Genomic DNA, 19,805 nt, shown 5'->3' with positions numbered 1-19,805 from the left:
CTAGTTGTCGGGATAGATCGATAGTTCGCCGGCTGCGCTCTTTGTGACGCATAACCGCTTGGGCATCGGGTGCCGATGGAACTCATTTTCCAGCAGATCCATCTGATAGCCGCCTGTATTGGCCCAGACGAGAACGTCTCCGGCCTCGGGAACATGGGGAAAGCCAAGCCAGCGATTGCTCAGGACGTCTTCGTCAAGGCAGCTGTGACCGGCAATGTAGGCCCGGAAAGCCTCACCCGGGGGAGCCCGGTCGTTCCGGGGTAGCAGGATGGGATCCACCATGAATTCGGAAGCAAACCAGGTCTCGCAGGCGCTGAAACTGCTGCCTTCGACGAAGATCACGCCATTTCCGCCGCCGAGATCCTTCACGCGTGTGATACGGAAAGCTGAAATCGCCGCCTGATCGACAAGGGAGCGCCCCGGCTCCATCGCGAGCGTTAGTTTGCGCTCTCTGAAATAGTCTTCAATAGTCTGGCCCGATGAGAGCAATGCGTTCAAAAAGCGACGAAGCCACGCCGCCGCCGATAGCGGACCGCCATAGGGATAAAAGGAAGCCGGAACTTTACCCGTCCGGTAATTGTCGGCGCTTTGGCGCTGCAGATGTTCTCCCCATGCCGCCTCAGACACATATTGTGCCGGCAGTCCGCCGCCGATATCGATCATTGTTGGAGACAATCCGATTGCGCGTGCTTCCTCCATCAGCTTGGCGGCCTCCTCAAACGCGACCGACCGATCCTGAAAGCGGTATCCGCTCAAATGGAAATGTATGCCGTCGAACCGGAGACGATCATCGCCAACGATGCGCGACAGGCACGCTCGTACCGTGTCGGCAGCCATGCCAAAACGGCTCTTCTCATGTCCTTTCGGCTGCAGTCGCAAGAGGACAGGCTGCTTTGCGCCATTTGCCGGCAGCCGCCTCGATATGTCGGCGAGCTCCTCCGGGCTATCAACCGAGACAAGAGCCCTGATGCGGACCAGCTCGTCGTGAAATCGCGCCGTCTTTGCGGGACCGGTCGCCACGATATCGTCACCGCGAGCCCCAAGTTTCACAGCATCACGAAGCTCGTAAACACTCGACACGTCGATTCCTGCGCCCGCCCCGAGTGCGGCTTGCAGAAGGGCTGAAGATTTATTGACTTTCGACCCATAATAGATCGCGTGCCCAACGCCCCGATCGTCGAGAACGTGGCGCAGGGCTTCGACATTTGCAGTGAGTTCCGACGGAAGCACGAGGTGAAGCGGAGACCCGTACTCTTCGATCCATTTGTGCAGGAGCGGCGCGCCCTCGGTCAATATGTCAGCAGCAAGAGGAGACAGAATCGGAGACAAGTGCGCCCCCGCGACTGGGATGATGTGGGACGTCATCCGGCGAGCCTCTCAGAACCACCCAGAGGCTCGTACCACTGTCGAAGATCATCAAGGCTCACATCGCACGCCGGGAGATCGTCCAAAGCAATGTGTCGGGTGGTCTTGATCGGAAATTTTCGTCGGCTGCGGGCCATGTCGTAAACGTCGGCTGGCGCGATCGTCTCACCGGCCCTCCAGGCTTCGACGCGTACGCTGCTGTAGTCGAGGAGAATGACTGGGACGGCACGCAGCTGAAGCCGGAGCGCGACCTCCAAACGGTGATGGCCATCCATCACGAAAAGTGCGTCCTTCTCCACCATGATAGGGACCGTCCAGCAGCCGGCCGTCGAAATGAGGCCATGAACTTCATCGACCCTGCGTGAATCGGTCTCCTCGGTGGGAATCAACTTATTCGGGGGTAGCAAATTGAATTTCATGGTTTCAGCTACCTTTCGTTGTCTTGTTTGACGAAGATTGGATCGTAAACTTGATTCTTGTACTCAAGTTATATCCGCACCCTTAACGCGCTCATGACAATTCTGTCAACGAAGGGTTTTTATTTTGCACGACGGCCAGGGTGCCTGCCTGATCATGAAGAAGCTAGAACGCGCCCGCTTTATCTGGCCATCAGCGGCCGACGGGACGGTGGTGATTACGCGTGCGCAGCTCGGCTATCTGCTCGACTACGCATGTTGATGCCCCTCCTGGTGAGGCTGAATGATTCTCAGATCGAGGTGATGAATGGTGCGGTTGCGAAGGTCGCGACCCGCGTTGACGACCGCTGGGGAATTTTGGAACAACTATGCTCCGGTTGCCTGCTGGTCGAGGAGCAGGCGCTTCCGCCTGATTTGGACGTAAATCCAATTGACGGGGATATCGAGCGTGGCGGCCAGTTGTACGGCGCTGAGCAAAGTAGGTTCATGCGTCCATCTGTTGCGCGGCGCCTTTACCTTGATCCCGCTGCAAGGCGGAGACGTTGCACCGTGATCGGCAAGACCTTGTCCTCGCAATTGGGTGAATGGTGTCCTTCGCGCGTCAGTATTTCAGCGATTTCATCGTCAGGCATGCCCGTCCGAGCGAGCTCCAGCAGACGCGCGCGCAGTTCTTCACCGCGTGTGAGCTTGGCGACAGAATTGACTTTCATTTTGACGCGGAGATCAGTCACGGCGCCGCCACGCCACACGATCCTCGCCAAAGCAATGTCGCGCTCACCGCGGTCAATGACGACTTTTTCGATGAGGCACCGCAATAGTGCCTTGCGATGAGCGTCGGTCGTCGCATCGGCCCAGATTCGGGGAAGGCTATCGAATAACGCAACGACCTTGTTGTTGAGGTCTTTGCTAAACCCAGTGCGCTTGGCGGGTTCAGGCGATGCACGTTGGGCAACGGCATCTTCAGCAGCGCGAAGTTCCCTCAACGCTGCTTCCCATCGACGCTCGAGTTCGGAGGCGACCAGACGATTATCAGGGTCAACGCGATTGAATTGGCGTTCTGCCAGCGCCGCGGCGTAGCGCTTGCGCTCAAGCTCCCGTTCAGCGCCAGCGCGCAAGGCTTTATTGACCTGCTGTTGTGCCTGCCGAGCCCGCGCTAGCGCGTCAAGCTTCCCAGGCGCCAACGCGGCCAGGAAAGCGTCCGCCACAGCTGCATCGATCTGAGCCGCACGGTCATGCTGGCAGTCCGGCAGGCCAGAGTGAGAATGCAGGTCAGCGGCAGAAACTCGCTTCCAAACATGTGGCGATTCGCTGTCGTGCTTTCGACTGTCCTTTCCTATTTTTCCCTTCTATACCTCTTCGGTCTGGCCGCCACCCTAGACCGGAGCGGTCGCTGGGCTGCCGTCGCTGGATCCGCAAACCTGATGGGATTTGCCGTCGGACCAATCGTTGCAGGAGCAGAGATCGCATCGTCGGGCTATACCACCCTGGCAGCCGTCTCCGTCGCCATGATTGGCATTTCATGGGCCCTTTTATAGCTCTCACGATGGCGACCGGTACGCCGAGCGTGGCCTTCTCGCCAACATAAACCCGTTTGCCGCTCAGTTTCCTTCTGCCCACGTCCCAATCAACATGGTCATGAAGCGCTCTGCCGCCGGCGAAAGCGTCCCGCCGCGACGGCGCACGATGCCAATCGTTCGCGAGATTTCAGGATTGCGAATAGGTCTCGTGACGAGGAACGGGTGGTCTTCCTGAGGTGTAGCGAGTTTCGGCAAAACCGAAATTCCAAGCCCTGCCTCCACCAAGCCAAGCGATGTTGAAAGATGTGTGACTTCGTAGGACCAACGCAGTTTCAAGTTCGATTTCGCCAATGCGGCGTCAAGAAGCGTACGGTTGCCGCTGGACCGGTGAACTGTAATCAGTTGATAGGGCGCCAGATCGTCCCATTCGAGTTCGCTCTTCGCTGCCAGCGGATGATCCTTGCGTGCCGCCAGAACGAATGGATCTTCGATGAGCCTCTCGAAGACGAGGTCGGGATCTGAAAAGCCCATGATATTGATGCCAAACTCCACCTCGCCGCGGGCGACTGCCTGCAGACCGTCGGTGGCCGGCAAATCGAGAATGCGAAAACGAATACTCGGATACTCGGCGCTGAACTGCTTAATGACGGTCGGCAAAAAGTAGAAAGCGGCCGTTGGCAGACATGCGATCGTCACAAGGCCGCTGCGCTGAGATCCGACATCGCGCACCGCAAAGAGCGACGTGTCGAACTCCTCGAGCATGCGCCGCACCAACGGGATCAGCTCCGCGCCAAGGGCGGTTGCCGAGACATGACGTGTGGTGCGCTCGAGCAAAGGCGCCCCGATTGCCAGCTCCAGCTTCTGAATCCGACGGCTGAGTGCCGGCTGGGACAGATTGAGCGCTTCCGCAGAGCGGTGGAAGTTTTCCAGTTCGACGACCGAGAGAAATGCGCGCAGATCCAGTATCTCGCAATTAATGCTCATAACGCATCATTCCCTCTGATATTCGCATTTCACATATCAATCATTTTGCCGCTTACTGCAACAAAGAAGCTGATTGATATTTAAAACACATCAGCATGCGAGCACAACCATGAACGACCTGATGTCCATTCCCTGTGTTCTGATGCGAGGTGGCACCTCCAAAGGACCGTTCTTTCTCGCATCCGATCTTCCATCGGATCCGCGTCAACGCGATCAGGTCCTGCTTTCGGTCATGGGCTCTGGTCACCCATTGCAAATCGATGGAATCGGCGGTGGCAATCCGGTCACCAGCAAGGTCGCCATCGTTGGTCCAGCAACCGTACCGGATGCCGATGTGGACTATCTGTTCGCCCAGGTTCGCATCGATCAGCAGTTCGTCGATACCTCTCCCAATTGCGGAAACATGCTGGCAGCCGTCGGGCCGTTCGCGATCGAGGCCGGATTGGTCAAATCGACGACCGGCGTAACCCGCGTGCGTATCCACAACGTCAATACCGGCAAACTGATCGAAGCCGAGGTTCCGACCCCCGATGGCCGTGTCGCCTATTTGGGAGATGCTTCGATCGATGGTGTGCCCGGCAATGCAGCACCGATCGCCTTGACGTTCATGGACGCGGCCGGGGCACGCACAGGCAAGCTTTTTCCCACCGGCAACCCGCGCGACAGCATTGACGGTATCGATGTCACCTGCATCGACTGCGCTATGCCGATGATGTTGCTGGAAGCCACCGCCCTCGGCGTGACGGGCGACGAAGCTGCAGCTGAGCTTAATACCAACGGCGCATTGCTCGAACGGCTCGAAACTCTGAGGCTCGAAGCCGGCCGACGCATGGGTATGGGTGACGTCAGCAATCAGGTCACGCCAAAGCCGGTTCTGATCTCCAGGCCCAACAACGGCGGCGATCTCGGCGTGCGCTATTTCATGCCGCATCAGTGCCACCCATCTCTCGCAACGACCGGTGCGGTCGGCATAGCCACGGCCTGCATCAGCGACGGAACCGTCGCCTCGCGGCTGATCGGAGATCGCAAGCCACCGGTTGTTCTCGTTCTCGAACATCCAAGCGGCCGTTTGGAAGTGAAACTGGATATCCGCAATGGCAAGACAGTTGCTGGAATCCTGCGTACGGCCCGGCGCCTCTTCGAAGGCCACGTCTTTGCAAAACCTATCGCGCAAATGGTTTGCGCGGCATAATCGAAAGTGGTCGCCGGGAGGGCGCCACGCTTCAGGGAGGAATGCACATGCGTAAACTATTGCTCGCACTTGCGGCAACGGTCGCTTTCGCCGGTTCGGCTATTGCGGAACCCGTCCGCATCAGCGTCGGGTCCTACAACCTCAACAACCTGCCCTTTCCAGTCGCAGCTGGCCTGGGCCTCTACGAGAAGGAAGGTCTTGAGGTCACCGTCGAAAACTTCGCATCGGGCGGTTCCAAGACGCTGCAGGCGCTCGTTGCCGGCTCCACGGATATCGCCGTCGGCTTCTACGACCACACCATCCAGATGCAGTCGCAGAACAAGGCTGTTGTCGCCTTCGTGCAACTGGCCCGCAATTCCGGGCTCGTGCTTGCCGGTGGAAAGAACGCTGCGTTCGATCCTGCCAAACCTGAAACGATCAAGGGCGCGAAAATCGGTATCACAGCGCCGGGCTCGTCTTCAGACTTCTTCGTACGCTATTATCTGCAGCGCCACAGCCTATCGGCTGATGACGTCTCGTTGATCGGGGTCGGCTCCGGTTCAGCTGCTGTTGCGGCGCTCGAGCAAGGGAAGGTTGATCTATTGGTCAACTACGATCCGGCAGCAACCTTTATCGAAGCCAAGGGTGTCGGCAAGATTTTGATCGACGCCCGTAGCGACGAGGGTGCCACGGAGATCTACGGTGGGATCTACCCGACCTCCGTCCTTTATGCGACGCAGGCCTATATCGATGAGAACCCGGAAACCATCCAGAAAGTCACGAACGCGACCGTCAAGGCACTGGCATGGATGAACACGCACAGCGCTGAAGAGATCGTCGAAAAACTGCCGAAAGAATTCATCTCCGGCGACCGGGACACATATGTGAAGGCCGTCCAGAATGCCAAGCCGATCTTCTCGGTGGACGGCAAATTCAACGAGGCGGACACGCAGACGCCGTTGGCCGTTCTCAAAAGCTTCAACGAAAAGGTTGCTGCCGCGACCATAGATCTTTCCAAGACCTACACGAACGCTTTCGTGGCCAAGGTGACGGATAAGACCACCAACTGATCCTAGGAGGAGGCCATGTCTTTGGCTGTCGTAAAACCCATGTCCGTTCCGTCGGGCGAGCTAAACAAAAGGCCAATGGTATCGATCGACGCCGTCACGATGTCATTCGGCTCCTATGTCGCGGTGCAGGACGTGAACCTGACAGTTGCCGATGGCGAGTTTCTCGCCATCGTGGGACCGACAGGCTGTGGTAAAAGTACCATTCTCAACGCCATTGCCGGTCTTCTGAAGCCTGCCAGCGGCACCGTGACGATCGACGGAGCTCCGGTTAAGGGCGTCCAGAACGATATCGGCTATCTCTTTCAGCAGGACGCACTGCTGCCCTGGAAGACATCGATCGAGAATGTCGAGCTGGGACTGCTGTTCAAAGGTGTGCCGAGTGCAGAGCGGCGCGAGCGTTCTATGAACTGGCTTGCGAAAGTCGGGCTCAAAGGGTTCGAGCATCGCTATCCGCATCAGCTTTCGGGCGGCCAGCGCAAGCGCGTCCAGATGGCGCAGGCCCTAATCTCCGGCCCCAAAGTCATCCTGATGGACGAGCCCTTTTCGGCCCTCGACATCCACACACGGCACCTCATGCAAAACGAACTCCTGCGTCTGTGGCAGGAAGAGCGCAGGGCTGTGGTAATGATCACGCATGATCTCGAAGAAGCAATAGCCCTCGGCGACCGGGTCGCAATTCTTGCAGCGGGCCCCCGTTCACGGGTCATCGAAAGCTTCCCGGTGGAACTCGAGCGCCCCCGCGACGTCGCGGAAATTAAACTCGATCCACGCTTTATGGATCTGTATCGAAATATCTGGGCTTCCCTGCGCGGCGAAGTGGAGAAAAGCTATGAACGTCGTGACTGAACGCATCATCCAGCTCGGGATGCTAATCTTTATCCTCGGCGGCTGGCAGCTTGGCGTGACCGCCGGCTTCATCGATGTTTTCTTCTTTCCAGCCCCGCTCGACATCTTCAACCAGATGATCAGCTGGATTGTTGACCCCAGCTTCTATCGTCATGTGTCAATCACCCTGACGGAGACTGTGCTCGGCTACATCATCGGCACGGGCCTTGGCGTCGCAGCTGGTGTATGGCTCGGTCTCAGCCGCAGTGCGGCACGGATTTTGGACCCCTTCATCAAGGGCCTGAACGCCATTCCGCGCGTCGTGCTTGCCCCCATTTTCGTGCTTTGGCTTGGTCTCGGCCTATGGTCGAAGGTAGCGCTCGCGGTAACGCTTGTCTTCTTCATCACCTTCTTCAACGCCATGCAGGGCGTTCGCGAGGTCAATCCGGTCGTCCTCGCAAACGCAAGGATCCTCGGAGCCAACCGTTCCGATCTGTTGCGACATGTCTATTTCCCCGCAGCGGCAAGCTGGATCCTGTCGTCGCTTCGCACCTCCGTCGGTTTCGCGGTGGTCGGCGCCATCATTGGTGAATATCTCGGCTCCTCTGCAGGGCTCGGTTACCTGATCGCGCAGGCGGAAGGCAACTTCGACGCGGTTGGAGTGTTTGCCGGCATCATCATCCTGGCCGTGTTCGTGCTCATCATCGACCGAATTCTCGATGTTCTGGAAGGCCGGCTGATCAAGTGGAGACCGAACGCCGCAGAAGAAAGAGCGACGTAACTAATCGGATCAGTTTCCATGTGAGTTAGAGTTGGGGTGCCGCCATCGGCACCCCAATCTTTTTTTGGCCTTGTGTTCGAAGTGCAAGCAGCACCGGCTTTATGCTCAATCAAAGTTAAAATCGTGGCCATTTCTAGCGGCAAAACTTACTTGGATTGGTCGGGCACTCCCAGCCTTTCGCTCTAAATCCAAAATCAATGATGGAGGTCTTGAACGGGTACGAACCCGTAACCTGCAAATTCCCGATAGCTCAGCGCGCTGAGTATTCATGTCCTTTGTCATTCATATAGGATTGGGCATCCTATGGCACGCTCGCCGCTAAAGTACGGAGGCACCTGTGCAGGTACCGCCGTACTTTATAAAAGCTCCTCTTAGACGGATCGATAAAGGCGTCCGCTCAGACCATAAGGCCATGAGCCGCCCGGATCAGATCAGCCGCCCGCTCCCCGATGACGACGCAAGGCGCCATCGTATTGCCGGTGGTGATCCGCGGCATAATCGAAGAGTCAGCTACGCGAAGGCCGTCTATGCCGTAGACCTTGAGTTCATTATCGACCACCGACACGCTGTCGCGTCCCATCTTCGCCGTGCTCGTCTGATGCCAATAGGTGACCGCAGCCCGCCGGATAAAATCGATCAGGCCCGACCTATCGCGCGCGCCCGGAGCTGTCTCGCCTGTTACCAAGGGGGTGAAGGCATCGCTATTTCCGAGCTCGCGACATAATTCCACCGCGACCAAGGCCGCAGCCATGTCTTCCGGCTCACTGAGAGAATTCGGTTCGATCAGCATCGCATCGTTTACGTCGGGTCCAGAGAGCCGCAACCGGCCGCGGCTTTTTGGCTGGGCGAGGCCGTTGAACATGGTCCAGCCGTGCTCAGGCGTTTGAAGACCTGTTTCTATCGGCGAAGGTACCGCAAACTCCAATTGGCACTGAAGAATATCCGGTTGGGAAAGCCGTGCGTCGCTCTTCCAATAGAGTTTCGCTTCGCAGCCGGTCCCGCCTACGGCTTCCGCTTTTCGATATGCCCATGTGCAGCCGAAGGCGATATGATCCTGATGATTACGACCAACGCCAGGGAGGTGTTGAACTACAGGAATGCCATGAGCTTTCAGCTCATCTTCCGGGCCGACACCCGATTGCATCAACACTTTTGGCGTGTTGATTGCGCCAAGCGATAATACCGTTTCGCAACGCGCCGTGAACTGGCGCATCTGGCCATCGACAAGGACCTTGACCCCCGTCGCGCGCTTGCCAGTGAAGACGAGGCGTGTGACCAATGCATCTGTAAGCACTGTCAGGTTTGGCTGCGACAGGAGCGGACGGACGTAGGATCCGAACACGGATTCCCGCTTTCCGTCCCGAATCCGCAGCTCAGCAATCGAGGCGCCGCCCGGACTCTCCATCATTTCACCGTTCGGGCTGTCATAGACTGGAATGCCGATCGTGGATGCCGCACGCAACATAGCCTCTGCGACTGGCTGGGGCGCCTGTGGCTGCGCAACGTAGGCCGGCCCTCCCACTCCTCGGCGGGCTGGGTCCGGTGCTCCCTGCCAATCTTCGATCCGGCGATAATAGCCGAGAATAGACTGATACCCCCACGCATCGTCACCGGCCTCAGCGGCAAAGTGATCCCAATCGCCCTTGTGCCCTCTGGCCCATACCAAGACGTTGATGCTCGAACCACCGCCAAGCCCCTTGCCCATGCTGAGAGGAAGACGTCGCCCATCGAGACCAGGAGCCGGTTGCCCGACGAAACCCCAGTCCCGGCTAGTGCCAAGATTGAGTGGCCACTGCGCTGGGTTTGAAACGGTCTCGGCCGCGTCGTCGCCCCCGGCCTCAAGCAGGAGAACGCTTGCAGTGCCATCTTCCGCCAGTCGCGCAGCAACAACGGAGCCGCTGGAGCCAGAACCGCAGACGATGAAGTCAAAAACATCACCAAATTCACCCCGCGGGTTGAGTGAGCTTTCTGGTGCGTATTGGTCATGAGTATCCGGGGTCAAGTGATTACCTCCATGAATGGATTCAACAAAAACTAAGGGAGTGCCGCAGGGTCTTGAAACGAAGGGGCGCGGCTGGTCTGATACACCGATCGGTCGGTCCGTTATGGGTCGCTTCTGTCCTACTCCACCAGGATCGACGGAGCGGTTCGTGTCATCGGGACAGTGGGGACTGTCCCGATGACCGCGCTGGGTCTGCCACTACTTCTTCGCCGATACGGCCTTCGCGGCCTCATCGATCGTGTCTGCGACGACTTTTGGCTGTGTCATGAACAGGGCGTGGCTTGCCGACACTTTGGTGACCTTCGCTTTGATGCGCTCTGCCATGTGGATCAGCATTGCCTGGTCGAATGCCTTGTCTTCAGTCGCGATGACTGCCCAGCTCGGCTTGGTGCGCCAGGCAGCGTTTTCAAGTTTCGTGCCGAACGCCGACATGTTGATCGGCACCTGCGCGTCCCTCATGAACGCAACATCGGCGTCACTGACATCGTGAGCGAAACCGGCCTTGAACTTTTCCGGGCTGACATAACCAAAACCATCCTTGGTGGTCTCGATGACGAATTCGGATGCGGGAGCAAATCCTTCGTATTGCTGAACAGTCGTCTCGCCTGCATCGGGGGAGAGAGCGGAGACATAAACAAGCCCTGCGACCTTTGCATCGACACCAGCTTCCGTGATGACAGTGCCGCCCCACGAATGCCCGACCAGAATGACAGGACCGTCCTGCCGCTCCACCTCACGTTTGGTGGCGGCAACGTCGTCGGCAAGAGAAGTCAGAGGATTTTGGACAATGGTGACGCGATAGCCGCGCTTCGTGAGGATGTCGTAGACACCCTTCCAGCCTGAGCCGTCTGCGAAAGCGCCATGAACGAGTACGACGTTTCTGACTGACTGGTTCTGAGGAATGATATCAGCGGCACTTGCCGGAATTGCGGCAGACAATGCTGCGGCAGCTGCAATGGCAGCAACGGGGGTCGTGGTCTTGCGTGTCATGGCTGTCTCTCCTTCAATCGCGATAACTGTTATCGCGATATATATAAACTGTCAGAGTTTAGATTTTGCGTCAAGATAATTCTTATCGCGATATTTAATTTTGTTATTGCATAGGCTATATGAAGTTCGACAGGAGCCCAGAATGACCGAACGCCATAACGATCCACCTCCCCTGCACGACCAGTTGTGCTACGCAATCTATACGGCCGGCATCGCTATCCAGCGCGCCTACAAGCCTCTTCTCGACGAGCTGGGTCTGACCTACCCGCAGTATCTCGTGCTCAACGTGTTATGGAGTAGCGACGGGCAAACGGTCGGCGCCATTGCCAACGCCCTTGCCTTGGAATCCAGCACGCTGACGCCGTTGCTGAAGCGGCTCGAGACATCTGGCCTGCTGCGCCGGACCAGAAACCTCAGCAACGAGCGGCAGGTGGTTATCGGGTTAACCGACAAAGGACGTGCCTTGCAGCACAAGGCCGGCTGTCTCAGCGATACCTTGCTTGCAGCCTCGACCCAAACGCCGCAGGAATTGGCCACCCTGAACCGCGACATCCGCCATCTTCGAAATGCAATTTATTCCCAGATCGACGGGTGGGGCGCACCCGCCTGATCAAATTGTGACGTGATATCAGACCGTCGGAACAGTGCCGCCGTCGATGACGAACTCGGCGCCGTGAATCGCGGCAGCGCGATCTGAGGCCAGGTAGGCGATGAGGTCGGCGACCTCATGAGGGTCGGCTGGACGTCCAATGGGGATACCGCCCAGGCTGTCAAGAACGACTTGCCGCGCGTCCTCGATCGTACCGCCATTGGCGGCCTGCAGACGTTTCAGCAAGTCCTGGGATGACTCTGTCATGATCCAGCCGGGGGAAACGACATTGACCCGCACGCCTTTCGGCCCAAGCTCCTTGGAGATGGACTTGCTGTAGGTCTTGAGCGCGGCCTTGGCGGAAGCGTAGGCGGTGGTCGCCTCGGGCAGCGGAAGGACTGACTGGATGGAGGTCACGTGAACCACTGCGCCGCTGCCCCGTGCGATCATCTGCGGGATCAGGAGACGATCCAGGCGGACGGTGGCCAAGAGGTTCAGGTTCAGTTCTGCTAGCCAGTGGTCATCTGTCAGGGCAACGAAACCGCCGCCCGGTGTCGACGATCCGCCAATGACGTGAGCCAGAATATCGATGCCGCCCAAGCGCTCGAGCGCGGCCTTGGCAAGGGTTTCCCCGCCCTCGGCCGTCGTCAGGTCCGCCTGTATGAACTCGACTCCGTCAATGGGTTCCGGTGCTCCCCGAGCGGCGGTGATTACTCGGGCGCCGCCGGCCAGGAAACGGTCCACAGTGGCGCGACCAGCACCCTTGGTGCCGCCGCTGATAAGCACTCGCTTTCCTGCAAACTCGGTCGGATCAGCTTTGATGTTCATGCCGTGATCTCCAATGCTTTGATGGTGTCGTTCTCCAGCGTGAACCGGCAGGTGAAGCGGATCGGGCTGCCTTTGAAGTCGCCGTGGGTAGGACCCTCGACCACGACCTGACCATCCTCGTAACGAACGCTATCCGGCGTAAAGATCGCCTTGGCGGGAATCACTGCCTCTTCGAACAAGGTCCGCAGCTCGGCGTGGCCTTCGTGACGGCCACCGTTATCCAGGACGACAGTATCGTCCGCGAAAGGCTTCAGCATGCCATCCACGTTGAGTTGTGCATTAGCCTCGACATAGGCCGCTATGGGCTTGGGTAGTGCTGGCGTCATGATAGTTCTCCTTCGTTCGCAATGGCATTTAGCACTGGACAATTGTAGGAATAAGGGGGACGAGACGGCATGAAGTGATGAATGGAACGGGACAATGGATCAGGCGACCCTAAAAGAACTTGAAGCTGCCATTGCGATCGCACGGCGCGGGACATTCCGCGCAGCATCCATCGATCTAGGGTTGTCGACCACGGCACTGAGCCACACGATCGGCAGGCTTGAGGCTGCGCTGGGCGTGCGATTGTTCAATCGCACCACGCGAAGCGTCTCCCTCACGGACGCTGGACGGCTTTTTATGCAGCAGGTCGCTCCATCGCTTCAGGATCTACATGCAGCACTGGGGTCGGTGCGCGAGCAACGTGAGACGCCTTCCGGCACGATACGGATCAACGCCGCGCCGTTTGCGGCGCGCTCGATCATCAAACCGCTCGTGCTTGAGTTCCTGCGCCGCTATCCCGACATGAATGTTGATATCGTCACCGAAGGTAAGATGGTGGATATCGTCAGGGAAGGGTTCGATCTGGGCGTTAGAGTGGAAGGCCTCGTTCCTACCGACATGATTGCAGTTTCGCTCGGCAGGCCTCAACGACATGCTGTGGTCGGATCCCCCGAATACATCGAAAAGCACGGGATACCGCTGGCCCCCCCGGATCTCCTTACTCACAGTTGCATTCGCGTTCGTCTGCCAGATGGCTCCCTGTTTCGCTGGCGGTTTGAGAAGGGCGGCGAGCAAGTTCAGATAGATGTTCGGGGGCAGATCACGCTAGACGAGGCCAGCCTAACGCGAACTGCGGTGCTTGATGGCGCCGGCTTGGGCTACCTCTTTGAGCAAGACATTCTTCCAGAGATCGAGGTCGGACAGGTCATACGTGTGTTGGCGGACTGGACGCCGTCTTATCCTGGGCTTTGCCTATACTACCCCGGACGCCGAAATCTATCGGCCGGCGTGAGAGCTTTTCTAGAGCTAGCTCGTGAGCTTTCGCGTACGGGTGATCCGCGCTTAAAATCCTGAACGATCCGCTTGCCTTGAATGGATGTGAACCTTTGACCCGCACACCGTTTGACGTAAACGGGTGATAAAATTTGCCCTTTGCGGCATAAGGGGTATTTATCCTTATGTTCATTTGCAAGAGCTGCTCTCACGACCTCCCCATCCGGGCCAGTGCTGGCTCGTTGTAAGATCTGAGCGAATGCGCAAGGTAGGAGACAGGGCGCTGAGACGACGGTTAGCAAACTCTTATACGCGGGTTGGATACCAAACGGTGCGTCCCGGATAAATGCGCCCACGACGGAGCAGGAACGATTGTAGCTGTTGACGTGCCCGCTTTTGCGCCTCTTGTGCTGCGTCTCGAGCGCGGACCAGATCGCGCATTGCCTCATGCCCGCGGTCAGGCACCCAGACCGATGTCAATTCACCCGCACGATGCAGCCTCGCCAAGCTGGCCGCATCACGCCGGTTGGTCTTCAAGCAATCTCCGGGACGCTTAGGAATTAGTGCCGGCGCCACGACAACACAGTCATGCCCCATCTCGATGAGCTGACGGTAACGTAACCTGTAGGCCCTGCCTCGTAAAAAAAAGTGGAGTTTGGCTCCTCGTTTGGCCAGCTTTTACAATCGATGACACCGCGGCCCGATCCGAGGGTATGTCCCCGAAAAATTCACCTCGCCACCACGCTCACTGTCCGCGACGGCTACAGTAATCTTCAGTTTCGAAACGTCCATACCGACGAAAAGCGCCTGCTATCCTGGTTCATGGTTCATCCTCCATCTCCCTAAGCTTGGGGCTCGGCTTCGGCCATTCCGAAGCAACCCCCGCCTAGCATATGGTGAGGGTGAGCCCGCCTTCACCTGAGGACATACGGTCTATGCAAATCAAACGTACAACTTGTCGAACGTTATGCGTACGGAAGGACGCCGTCCGACAGCTGTTTCGTTCCGAAACGTGCGCCGCCGCTCGCAGCGCTTTCCTGACCGATCTCAACATCCGGCACTTTGACGGAGATCGGCAAGCGACATACCCAGGGGGAGGCCGGCGGTGGTAATGCATGAAGCGTGAGTTGAAATCGATCCTGCCGATCAGCCCTTTTCGACCGCCGACATCGGCATGCCCTGACGTAGCGCTTCAAGCTGCGGCATCAGCCGGGTCTCCCTCGACAACGCCATGTCTTCACCTCCTGCGACCACGGATAGGGCAAGAACAGCCATGCCGACCAGGAATTTCCGTTTTTGCATGCGCCGTGCCGCACCTCTAGCGGGCCAGACAATCCTTTGCTGGAGTTTATTACTGGCTCTTTCTCTTTTTGAAGCAATGCGCCGCAAGCGCGGGGACGCTCGGCATCGCTCGACCTGGCGGTCAAATTATATCTAATGCGGTCGCCCTTGTCGCCCTCGCCTGCCTTGGCCTATTGATCTGCGTCGTGGCTGGCGCCAGCGAACAAAGAGAGCGCTGAAAATCGCCTATGTGCCCTCGACCGAGTCAGGCAACGATAGCGCGATGTCTATTGTCCTTGCGCGCATGGAAGATTAACAATCATTCTATGAAGCTGCTTGTGTCCACCTACGGATATGTCAAGCGCGGGGGCTGGTGGCCGCCGCCGCCGGAATGTCGGGTTCATATGCGATCCTGAAACCGACGGAGAAATTCCGTGAATATCGAAAGTGTAGAAGCGCGAGATCGCGTTATTGCCGTTCATTGGATTGACGGCACCACGTCATTCTATCCAAACCTCTTCCTGCGTGACAACGACCCAAAGGGGTTCCACCGACAGACCGGTGAGCGACAGTTCGATCTGCTGTCCGTGCCGCTCGACCTGACAGCCGAAACGGTCACGCTCGATGGCGACGCCGTTCACATCGATTGGCGAGGAGATCATGACAGAACGACACTGGCCGCTGATTGGCTTTACAGCCATCGCCCGGGTGTACGCGCGGCCGACCCCGCCGATATAGCCGCTGAGATCTGGGAAGCGGACCTACGCATTCCCAACGTGTCTGTCGGCGATCTCTCGGACGACCACGTCTTCTTCGAATGGCTTTGCAACACGAAGAGGCACGGTCTTTCTGTGGTCACCGGGCTCGAAGATAATGAGGAAGCGGGCTTAGCGCTCGGGGAACGCATCGGATTTCTGAGGCGCACGAATTTCGGCCTGACTTTCCGTGTCGAGACCATTCCCGATCCCAACAATCTTGCTTACACCTCGCACGCCCTGCCCCTTCATACCGACCTTCCGAACCAGGAGATGCCGCCGGGGTACCAGTTCCTTCACTGTGTGCGGAACGGCGCAGAAGGCGGAGAATCCGTGTTCGCGGACGCCTACATGATTGCCGAGAAGGTCCGCCGCAAGGACGCCGAGGCGTTCCGGCTGCTGACGTCGATACCAATTCCGTACCGCTTCCACGATCGCCAATATGATATTCGCGTCCATAGACCGATGGTCAGCGTCGATGAGCGAAACCGCGTTTTCGATGTCCGCTACAGCGCCCATCTCATGGATAGCTTCGATATACCCGACACCGTGATGGCCGACTACTATGCCGCCTACAGACGGTTCAGGGCCGAGACTCGCGACCCGACGAACATCATCACGTTCAAAATGAAACCGGGAGAGATGGTCGTCTTCGACAACAGGCGGATCCTGCATGGCCGAACCGCTTTCGATCCGATGACAGGTCACCGGCTGCTCAAGGGCTTTTATGTCGATCGTGGCGAGTTCGACAGCCGGATCAGGATGTTGGCTGGACAGAAATGAACGGTTGCGCCGACCCATTCTCGAAGAAACAGACTATCGAGAACAGCCAGGCGTCCCACTGCAGGACGTCACGACCCGCCCGCGCTCGCTCAATGGGCGAATTGGCACGGGCGGGTGCATAATGTCGTTTTGCATTTAAACGTAAGATTCTGCCGCCAACCAAATCATGTAGTTACGGCAACACATAATTTGAGACTTGGCATTTAATGTGAGATTCGTTCCCAGCCTTTGCCACTTAACTTGAGATTTCGTTATGGCTTTCGCATCGACGGTTTTCCTCCATGGTATTGGATACATGGTTTGCCGGTTCCTTCGGCTTCGGTGCGGGGAACAACGTGAACCAGCCTCAAAGCCAGGGTCACATTGTCGAGCACGCTCATGTGCGGCCAGAGGTGAAAATGCTGGAAGACCATGCCGAGCGGGCGGCGGGTTTCCGCCAGCTCCCTCGCGCCGGCCAGCTCCCGGCCAAGCGGTGTTTCTCTCCAGCCGAGCATCTTGCCGAAGACCCGCACACGGGCATGTCACAGCTCGGCATCCGCAATGTCTCCTCGACAGCCAAGGAGGGTTATGATTATGCCCGCGCCAATGGATCGGACATCCCTTCAGTGCGAGAATGGCTGTCGAACCGGTATGGTCGTAGTCGGGAGCGACCTCAACGAGGTCAATACCAACAATCTCGTCACCCTTGGCCAAGCCGGCAATCAGTTCCAGCACCTCATAGTAAATAAAACCACCATGGCTTGGTGTTTCATCCGGGGCGATCGAAGGATCGAAGCCGTCGATATCGATCGAAAGATAATAGCGTTTTCCGGCTGGAATCCGCTCCGCCACTCCTTCCACGCCAAGCTTGCTGATTTGCAAGCTGCTCAACTTCTGCTCAATGCCATCGGCCGCATATTCGTCGCTAGGAAGGAATAAACAGCGATTTGGCAAAAGCCAGTTGTGACAGCAGCGCGTCAGACCACGCAATGCTGGGATAAAGGCTGCGGGGACAATACGGCGGCAAAGCTGCGCATCTCAACGATGCGACGCTGGATTCTGCTATAGATGCATTTTGAGGTGCCATCTTGGTGTCGATCCACCACAAGATTTTCAAGGATAGCCCGCCTCGTCCGGGCGACCCGGCCCCAAACACTTTTCCTGCTCGATCAGGCCCATATCGAATTCGTCGCTGACGGTTATCCCGACGGCCTGTCGCTGCTCGGTCGTCCGAATTTCAATTGCGTGCTCCTTCGTACTTTCTCAAAAGCCTATGGTTTGGCAGGACTCCGGATAGGCTATGCAATATGTTCAGAGGGTAATCGCACGGGTGGTCGCAAAGGCGAAGCCCCGTTTAACGTGAACGCAGCGGCACAAATGGCAGCGATTGCGGCGCTCTCCGACCAGGAATGGATGAAATCAGCCGTCACCCGTGTTGTCGCTGAACGCGGCAGGCTTGCCTCCCGCTTATCTGCACTGGGGCTCCGCGTTGCGGACTCGCAGACGAACTTCCTCTTCTTCCGGACCGCGATGCCAGGCACTACTCTTGCGGAGAGCCTTCTTAAGGACGGCATCGTCGTCAAGCCTTGGCGAGAGGCTGGATACACCAACTGGTCGCGAGTTTACCGTGGGGACACCGGCGGAAAACGATCGCTTCCAGGCTTCGGTCGCAAACATCATCGGCGGTTCGCACACAGAGATGAGTTCTTATGACCTTGATCGATACTGATGACCACCTTTCATCGGCCGTGGCCGATATAGCCAACGCCATCGGCGGGAATAAGCTGCGGACGGGAACAAGAACTGGACCGCTTTCGAAGACACTTGCGCCTTGAAGGGAATCGAACCGCCGGCGGCGTCGCCCGCTATACCTAAGCCTCCGATCCCTTGGTTATTACGTTGGTTAAGAGTCTTCGAAGCTTATGTTAAGGACTTACGCGAAATCCAGGACAATGCCGCGGTGTTCGATATCGCCACGCTCGGCAATCGCAGCTGACCAGCGTTACCGGTCGAGGTCGGCATGGTCGAGGCCGAAGTGATCCAGAACAAGCTGAAGATTGCGGCGATTGGATTTGAAATAGACGTCGAAGACATCGCCAAGCACCGGCACACTTCCCGCAACCGTGTCAAAACCGACATTGACCAGCATCTTGACGAGCTTGTCGTTCGGCACGCCGAGACGCCGAGCCTCGTTGACGATGATGAGACTGACGGCGGCGGCCGCAAAATCGCCGACGCCGGGGATCAGGCCAAGGACCGAGTCTGCCCCGAGCGACATGCGTGTACCGGGAATTCGGAGCGCCGTATCCATCAGCCGCGCCAGTCCGCGTATCCGGCGAAGGCGCGTGAGCTGTTCGATGGGTATGGTGGACTTCTTCATGCTTTTTGTTTGGTCTCCGCGCCCTGCGATTCAATGTCACGCAGCAGCCTTATGCTTGCCAAGCCGTGTCGCTTTCAATTTAATTTGCCAGACTCTGGGTGCAATAATAGTTAGGTACGCACATAAATTGAGAATTGCCATTTAATTGGGTCTTCCTGAATTTGTGTGGTGATGATTATTGATGAGCGGTAACATGCGTGCTCTCAGGAGCTCCGTGCCTGCTCTGCCATACATCGCACGTTTGATCGTCTTCAGGCGGTTGATCTGGCCTTCCGCCTGGCCGTTGCTCCAGGGCAATTCGATGGCGTTGCGTTCACAGTTCTGATGTGCGCACCGCCAGCGGCTCAACCGAAGCTTCACCGTGACGGTCTTGCCCTGGACCGGCAGATCTTGAAGACCTCGGTTGGACCAACCGTGCCGATTTCGGGTCAGCCGTCCGCAATCAGGGCAAATGCCGAAAGCTGGTCCGGCAGCGGAAACAACCCAACTGTCATCATCAGTGAGCGCGACAACCAGAACTTTTGCCCCTGGACCGGGCGACCATTTCGATTTGGTTTGCATGCCCGCCCATAGCGGCATCATGTCTAACGCTGAGTGACCACACAAATTGAGGAAGACCCGCTTTAAATGCCAAACCAGTCGAAACAGCCGCAGTCTCATATTTAACTGCCAAGCGACACCCTTTGTTTCGAGCTTTTGGGGCACCATGTTCTACGGGATCGAGACATCGCAGCCGAGGCCAAGCTGGAAGAGAACCCCGCAAGGTTTGAGGACTTTCAGCCCGCAACGCGAGGGGAGCTCTCGTTTCCCGAGGCTTCGTACTGCACGTCGG

Annotated in this window: 21 protein-coding genes and 4 pseudogenes; 12 read left to right on the top strand and 13 right to left on the bottom strand. The window is 57.6% G+C overall.

Annotated elements, in window-relative coordinates:
• The gene (locus AM571_RS25455; RefSeq protein WP_074063838.1) at positions 1–1,365 is read right to left on the bottom strand and encodes a Y4yA family PLP-dependent enzyme; all 1,365 of its coding nucleotides are present in this window, start codon (positions 1,363–1,365) and stop codon (positions 1–3) included.
• Positions 1,362–1,784: a ParB N-terminal domain-containing protein gene (locus AM571_RS25450; protein ID WP_074063837.1), complete on the bottom strand. Its 423-nt coding sequence runs from the start codon at positions 1,782–1,784 to the stop codon at positions 1,362–1,364. The genes AM571_RS25455 and AM571_RS25450 overlap by 4 nt, the downstream gene beginning before the upstream one ends.
• 124 nt (positions 1,785–1,908) lie before the next feature.
• Between AM571_RS25450 and tnpB the strand changes: the two genes are divergently transcribed.
• The 3 genes from tnpB (at position 1,909) to AM571_RS36625 (ending at position 2,938) form a co-directional block, all read left to right on the top strand.
• The gene (tnpB, locus tag AM571_RS25445; RefSeq protein WP_081377206.1) at positions 1,909–2,043 is read left to right on the top strand and encodes an IS66 family insertion sequence element accessory protein TnpB; all 135 of its coding nucleotides are present in this window, start codon (positions 1,909–1,911) and stop codon (positions 2,041–2,043) included.
• A gap of 322 nt (positions 2,044–2,365) precedes the next feature.
• Positions 2,366–2,599, top strand: a complete 234-nt coding sequence (locus AM571_RS36630) for a hypothetical protein (RefSeq protein ID WP_155774538.1) — start codon at positions 2,366–2,368, stop codon at positions 2,597–2,599.
• A 126-nt stretch (positions 2,600–2,725) separates the two neighbouring features.
• Positions 2,726–2,938: a hypothetical protein gene (locus AM571_RS36625; RefSeq protein WP_132549384.1), complete on the top strand. Its 213-nt coding sequence runs from the start codon at positions 2,726–2,728 to the stop codon at positions 2,936–2,938.
• Positions 2,939–3,379: 441 nt separating this feature from the next.
• On the opposite strand, the gene AM571_RS25425 is transcribed toward AM571_RS36625, so the two are convergent.
• Positions 3,380–4,282, bottom strand: a complete 903-nt coding sequence (locus AM571_RS25425; RefSeq protein WP_074063835.1) for a LysR family transcriptional regulator — start codon at positions 4,280–4,282, stop codon at positions 3,380–3,382.
• A 109-nt stretch (positions 4,283–4,391) separates the two neighbouring features.
• Between AM571_RS25425 and AM571_RS25420 the strand changes: the two genes are divergently transcribed.
• Genes AM571_RS25420 through AM571_RS25405 form a run of 4 tightly spaced genes read left to right on the top strand, consistent with a single transcriptional unit; the run spans position 4,392 to position 8,129 of the window.
• Positions 4,392–5,474, top strand: a complete 1,083-nt coding sequence (locus tag AM571_RS25420; RefSeq protein WP_074063834.1) for a 4-oxalomesaconate tautomerase — start codon at positions 4,392–4,394, stop codon at positions 5,472–5,474.
• 47 nt (positions 5,475–5,521) lie between these two features.
• Complete coding sequence (locus AM571_RS25415) at positions 5,522–6,523, top strand: ABC transporter substrate-binding protein (protein WP_074063833.1); 1,002 nt, start codon at positions 5,522–5,524, stop codon at positions 6,521–6,523.
• A gap of 15 nt (positions 6,524–6,538) precedes the next feature.
• Positions 6,539–7,369 (top strand): ABC transporter ATP-binding protein, encoded by an 831-nt coding sequence (locus AM571_RS25410; RefSeq protein WP_074063832.1) that lies wholly within the window; start codon positions 6,539–6,541, stop codon positions 7,367–7,369.
• Complete coding sequence (locus tag AM571_RS25405; protein ID WP_074063831.1) at positions 7,353–8,129, top strand: ABC transporter permease; 777 nt, start codon at positions 7,353–7,355, stop codon at positions 8,127–8,129. The genes AM571_RS25410 and AM571_RS25405 overlap by 17 nt, the downstream gene beginning before the upstream one ends.
• Before the next feature lie 397 nt (positions 8,130–8,526).
• On the opposite strand, the gene AM571_RS25400 is transcribed toward AM571_RS25405, so the two are convergent.
• Positions 8,527–10,131, bottom strand: coding sequence for a GMC family oxidoreductase (locus tag AM571_RS25400; protein ID WP_074063830.1), 1,605 nt, complete (start codon positions 10,129–10,131; stop codon positions 8,527–8,529).
• A gap of 198 nt (positions 10,132–10,329) precedes the next feature.
• Complete coding sequence (locus AM571_RS25395; RefSeq protein WP_074063829.1) at positions 10,330–11,121, bottom strand: alpha/beta fold hydrolase; 792 nt, start codon at positions 11,119–11,121, stop codon at positions 10,330–10,332.
• A gap of 142 nt (positions 11,122–11,263) precedes the next feature.
• Between AM571_RS25395 and AM571_RS25390 the strand changes: the two genes are divergently transcribed.
• Complete coding sequence (locus AM571_RS25390) at positions 11,264–11,731, top strand: MarR family winged helix-turn-helix transcriptional regulator (RefSeq protein ID WP_074063828.1); 468 nt, start codon at positions 11,264–11,266, stop codon at positions 11,729–11,731.
• Between the two features lie 18 nt (positions 11,732–11,749).
• On the opposite strand, the gene AM571_RS25385 is transcribed toward AM571_RS25390, so the two are convergent.
• Positions 11,750–12,538, bottom strand: a complete 789-nt coding sequence (locus tag AM571_RS25385) for an SDR family oxidoreductase (RefSeq protein ID WP_074063827.1) — start codon at positions 12,536–12,538, stop codon at positions 11,750–11,752.
• On the bottom strand, positions 12,535–12,864 hold the full coding sequence (locus tag AM571_RS25380; protein ID WP_074063826.1) for a nuclear transport factor 2 family protein: 330 nt from the start codon (positions 12,862–12,864) through the stop codon (positions 12,535–12,537). Before AM571_RS25380 ends, AM571_RS25385 begins: the two co-directional genes overlap by 4 nt.
• A 94-nt stretch (positions 12,865–12,958) precedes the next feature.
• On the opposite strand from AM571_RS25380, the gene AM571_RS25375 reads away from it, so the two are divergent.
• Positions 12,959–13,876, top strand: coding sequence for a LysR family transcriptional regulator (locus AM571_RS25375; protein ID WP_074063825.1), 918 nt, complete (start codon positions 12,959–12,961; stop codon positions 13,874–13,876).
• A 243-nt stretch (positions 13,877–14,119) separates the two neighbouring features.
• Here the strand turns inward: AM571_RS25375 and AM571_RS38275 are convergent.
• Both AM571_RS38275 and AM571_RS36620 read right to left on the bottom strand, forming a co-directional pair.
• Positions 14,120–14,587, bottom strand: a pseudogene (locus AM571_RS38275) (IS110 family transposase); the annotation flags it as partial.
• Between the two features lie 354 nt (positions 14,588–14,941).
• Positions 14,942–15,097: a hypothetical protein gene (locus AM571_RS36620; protein ID WP_155774537.1), complete on the bottom strand. Its 156-nt coding sequence runs from the start codon at positions 15,095–15,097 to the stop codon at positions 14,942–14,944.
• Positions 15,098–15,510: 413 nt separating this feature from the next.
• On the opposite strand from AM571_RS36620, the gene AM571_RS25365 reads away from it, so the two are divergent.
• Both AM571_RS25365 and AM571_RS37740 read left to right on the top strand, forming a co-directional pair.
• Positions 15,511–16,614, top strand: coding sequence for a TauD/TfdA family dioxygenase (locus tag AM571_RS25365; protein WP_074063824.1), 1,104 nt, complete (start codon positions 15,511–15,513; stop codon positions 16,612–16,614).
• 506 nt (positions 16,615–17,120) lie between these two features.
• Positions 17,121–17,228 (top strand): annotated as a pseudogene (locus tag AM571_RS37740) (arginase); the annotation flags it as partial.
• On the opposite strand, the pseudogene AM571_RS25355 reads toward AM571_RS37740, so the two are convergent.
• Positions 17,221–17,484: pseudogene (locus AM571_RS25355) on the bottom strand (arginase family protein); the annotation flags it as partial. The pseudogenes AM571_RS37740 and AM571_RS25355 sit on opposite strands and share 8 nt — an antisense overlap.
• A gap of 177 nt (positions 17,485–17,661) precedes the next feature.
• Here AM571_RS25355 and AM571_RS38520 point away from each other — a divergent pair.
• On the top strand, positions 17,662–18,306 hold the full coding sequence (locus AM571_RS38520) for an aminotransferase class I/II-fold pyridoxal phosphate-dependent enzyme (RefSeq protein ID WP_074063823.1): 645 nt from the start codon (positions 17,662–17,664) through the stop codon (positions 18,304–18,306).
• Between the two features lie 289 nt (positions 18,307–18,595).
• On the opposite strand, the gene AM571_RS25345 is transcribed toward AM571_RS38520, so the two are convergent.
• The 3 genes and pseudogenes from AM571_RS25345 to AM571_RS38515 form a co-directional block, all read right to left on the bottom strand.
• Complete coding sequence (locus AM571_RS25345) at positions 18,596–18,973, bottom strand: DUF4112 domain-containing protein (RefSeq protein ID WP_074063822.1); 378 nt, start codon at positions 18,971–18,973, stop codon at positions 18,596–18,598.
• Positions 18,974–19,114: 141 nt separating this feature from the next.
• Positions 19,115–19,534 (bottom strand): transposase family protein, encoded by a 420-nt coding sequence (locus AM571_RS25340; RefSeq protein ID WP_237358673.1) that lies wholly within the window; start codon positions 19,532–19,534, stop codon positions 19,115–19,117.
• A 153-nt stretch (positions 19,535–19,687) separates the two neighbouring features.
• Positions 19,688–19,803 (bottom strand): annotated as a pseudogene (locus AM571_RS38515) (L-idonate 5-dehydrogenase); the annotation flags it as partial.
• Positions 19,804–19,805 lie beyond the last annotated feature (2 nt).

This window comes from Rhizobium etli 8C-3 (assembly GCF_001908375.1).
Classification (GTDB): Bacteria; Pseudomonadota; Alphaproteobacteria; order Rhizobiales; family Rhizobiaceae; genus Rhizobium; species Rhizobium etli_B.
This window is presented reverse-complemented; position numbering and strand designations above follow the sequence as displayed.

Bases quoted from the DNA above. Each gene is read 5' to 3' on its own strand.
- AM571_RS25455 (WP_074063838.1), bottom strand. From the start codon at position 1,365: ATGACGTCCCACATCATCCCAGTCGCGGGGGCGCACTTGTCTCCGATT.
- AM571_RS25450 (WP_074063837.1), bottom strand. From the start codon at position 1,784: ATGAAATTCAATTTGCTACCCCCGAATAAGTTGATTCCCACCGAGGAG.
- AM571_RS36630 (WP_155774538.1), top strand. From the start codon at position 2,366: ATGGTGTCCTTCGCGCGTCAGTATTTCAGCGATTTCATCGTCAGGCAT.
- AM571_RS25425 (WP_074063835.1), bottom strand. From the start codon at position 4,282: ATGAGCATTAATTGCGAGATACTGGATCTGCGCGCATTTCTCTCGGTC.
- AM571_RS25420 (WP_074063834.1), top strand. From the start codon at position 4,392: ATGAACGACCTGATGTCCATTCCCTGTGTTCTGATGCGAGGTGGCACC.
- AM571_RS25415 (WP_074063833.1), top strand. From the start codon at position 5,522: ATGCGTAAACTATTGCTCGCACTTGCGGCAACGGTCGCTTTCGCCGGT.
- AM571_RS25410 (WP_074063832.1), top strand. From the start codon at position 6,539: ATGTCTTTGGCTGTCGTAAAACCCATGTCCGTTCCGTCGGGCGAGCTA.
- AM571_RS25405 (WP_074063831.1), top strand. From the start codon at position 7,353: ATGAACGTCGTGACTGAACGCATCATCCAGCTCGGGATGCTAATCTTT.
- AM571_RS25395 (WP_074063829.1), bottom strand. From the start codon at position 11,121: ATGACACGCAAGACCACGACCCCCGTTGCTGCCATTGCAGCTGCCGCA.
- AM571_RS25390 (WP_074063828.1), top strand. From the start codon at position 11,264: ATGACCGAACGCCATAACGATCCACCTCCCCTGCACGACCAGTTGTGC.
- AM571_RS25385 (WP_074063827.1), bottom strand. From the start codon at position 12,538: ATGAACATCAAAGCTGATCCGACCGAGTTTGCAGGAAAGCGAGTGCTT.
- AM571_RS25380 (WP_074063826.1), bottom strand. From the start codon at position 12,864: ATGACGCCAGCACTACCCAAGCCCATAGCGGCCTATGTCGAGGCTAAT.
- AM571_RS25375 (WP_074063825.1), top strand. From the start codon at position 12,959: ATGGATCAGGCGACCCTAAAAGAACTTGAAGCTGCCATTGCGATCGCA.
- AM571_RS36620 (WP_155774537.1), bottom strand. From the start codon at position 15,097: ATGCAAAAACGGAAATTCCTGGTCGGCATGGCTGTTCTTGCCCTATCC.
- AM571_RS38520 (WP_074063823.1), top strand. From the start codon at position 17,662: ATGCATTTTGAGGTGCCATCTTGGTGTCGATCCACCACAAGATTTTCA.
- AM571_RS25345 (WP_074063822.1), bottom strand. From the start codon at position 18,973: ATGAAGAAGTCCACCATACCCATCGAACAGCTCACGCGCCTTCGCCGG.
- AM571_RS25340 (WP_237358673.1), bottom strand. From the start codon at position 19,534: ATGCAAACCAAATCGAAATGGTCGCCCGGTCCAGGGGCAAAAGTTCTG.